The organism is Mucilaginibacter sp. P4_G9 (assembly GCF_056400985.1).
In genome coordinates, this window is sequence record NZ_JBFUKF010000628.1 from 1 (window position 1) to 2034 (window position 2034).

Below are 2034 nucleotides of genomic sequence, written 5' to 3' on the forward strand. Positions count from 1 at the left end.
TGATAAATGCGTACAATATACAGACAACTCGCTCCGGTTATTTTTTAATTACGCAAAAACACAATCCTGGTACAGTAACACAATTTTTGTTATAACCGCCGATCATACCAGTCAAACGTATTACCCTGAATATAGCAAGCCAATTAACCGCTTTGCTGTTCCAATTTTGTTTTACAGCGCAAATAAGACCTATGCGTTAAAAGGTGTAAGAACAGATCTGGCTTCACAGATGGATATATACCCTTCAATAGTTGATCTGATAGGCTATAATAAACCTATCCGATCATGGGGCAGAAGTTTAATCAATAATGTACCCGCCGAAACCCCAAGAGTAATAAATTCGCCAGGCAATATTTACCAGCTTATGCAGGGCAATTATATTTATTTATTTGATGGAAAAACAATTACCGGAATATTTACGGCTGCTGATAAAGGGTTAGAAAAAAACCTGGCGAATGGCACACTAAACCCCGAAATGAACAAGGGTGTGCTTGATTGTAAAGCTTTTATCCAGGATTATACAGACAGGATTGTAAACGGGAAGCTAAACAAGCAATAACGTTTGATTATTTAGCCGATGTTGGTGCTTAACTGATGCAACGGCAGTAAATAGTAATCTTAAGCAATTTTTTCCATCAGCTCTTTTAAATACTTTGGCACCAATAGCAACCGGTTCCCATACCAGGAAAACATTTCACCATCAACTAAAATGATTTTCGCCTCTGGCAGCAACTGTTTAAATTCATTAACATGCTTTTGCTTAAACGGATAAGGCTCAGATGACAAAAACACCACATCAGGATTAACCCTAACCAGTTGCTTTGCTGAAACCTCAGGATACCTGCTTGTTTCAAAAGCGTTAATCAGGCCGCACTTTTGCAACAAGCTATCAATGTAAGTTTCTTTAGCAGCTACCATGTAGGGTTTTCGCCATATGAAATAGGCTACTCTAAGATTTAAACCAGGGAACCTCAAGGTGCTAAAACAATGGCTTATATCATTACATAAAGTTTTTGCTTCCTCGCCGCGGTCAACTATTAAACCCACATTCCGGATCATCTCAAGTGCAGTATCAAGATCATAAATATGGCTTATCCAAACCGGGCATATCTTCATTAACTCTTCAACCTGGCCGCGTTCATTCTCTTCCTTGTTGGCAATAATGAGATCGGGGTTTAAAGATCTGATCAGATCGATATTCAACTGCTTGGTTCCCCCTACTTTAGTTACTGTTTTAACTTTTTCCTTCGGATGGATACAGAATTTAGTAATGCCGATAACACTGGCATCCAGTCCCAAATAAAACAACAGCTCGGTTTGGGACGGAACAACAGATATGATCTTTTTAGGAACGGTAGATAATTCTATCGCACGATTTAGCTGATCGTGAAATACAGCCATATTAAAACGCGTTCTTCTCGCCCCTTAACGCATTCCAGAAAGTTAGGAAAACAATTTTCATGTCCAACAGGAACGACCAGTTCTCCAGGTACCAAACATCAGCCTCCACACGCTCAAGCATAGCCTGGGTAGTTTGGGTTTCGCCTCTTAAACCATTTATTTGCGCCCAGCCGGTGATGCCTGGTTTAAGAAAATGCCTTACCATAAAGGTATCTATCAGTTGTGAATATTGCTGTGTATGACTTATCATATGTGGCCTTGGCCCTACTACAGACATGTTGCCCAGAATCACATTAAAAAACTGAGGTAATTCATCTAAGCTGGTCTTGCGGATAAAAGCACCTGTTTTGGTTATACGCGAATCGCCGCGTATAGCCTGCTTTTTATCCGAATCTTTATTGACCCGCATACTCCGGAACTTATAACACTTAAATGGTTTGTTGTCCCTGCCTGATCGCTCCTGCACAAAAAACACTGGTCCATCTGACTCCAATTTGATAAGGATTGCGAGTATAGGGAATAACCAGCTAAAAACAAACAGGATAATAAATAACGAAAACGTAACGTCAAAAAGGCGTTTTATAAACCTGTTAAGCATGTTTTCGAGTGGCTCAGGTCTTACCGATATTACAG

General features: G+C 39.9%; 3 protein-coding genes. 1 reads left to right on the top strand and 2 read right to left on the bottom strand.

The annotated features are described in order from the left end of the window. Positions 1-559, top strand: a 559-nt coding sequence (locus tag AC1DPZ_RS26090; protein ID WP_477408997.1) for a sulfatase-like hydrolase/transferase, incomplete at its 5' end; no start/stop codon positions are given. A 59-nt stretch (positions 560-618) separates the two neighbouring features. Here the strand turns inward: AC1DPZ_RS26090 and AC1DPZ_RS26095 are convergent. Further along, positions 619-1401 carry an ABC transporter substrate-binding protein gene (locus AC1DPZ_RS26095; protein WP_477408999.1) on the bottom strand — a complete coding sequence of 261 codons (783 nt, stop codon included), beginning with the start codon at positions 1399-1401 and terminating at the stop codon, positions 619-621. Position 1402: 1 nt separating this feature from the next. After that, positions 1403-2034: exopolysaccharide biosynthesis polyprenyl glycosylphosphotransferase (locus AC1DPZ_RS26100; protein WP_477409001.1), on the bottom strand; the 632-nt coding region annotated here is incomplete at its 5' end.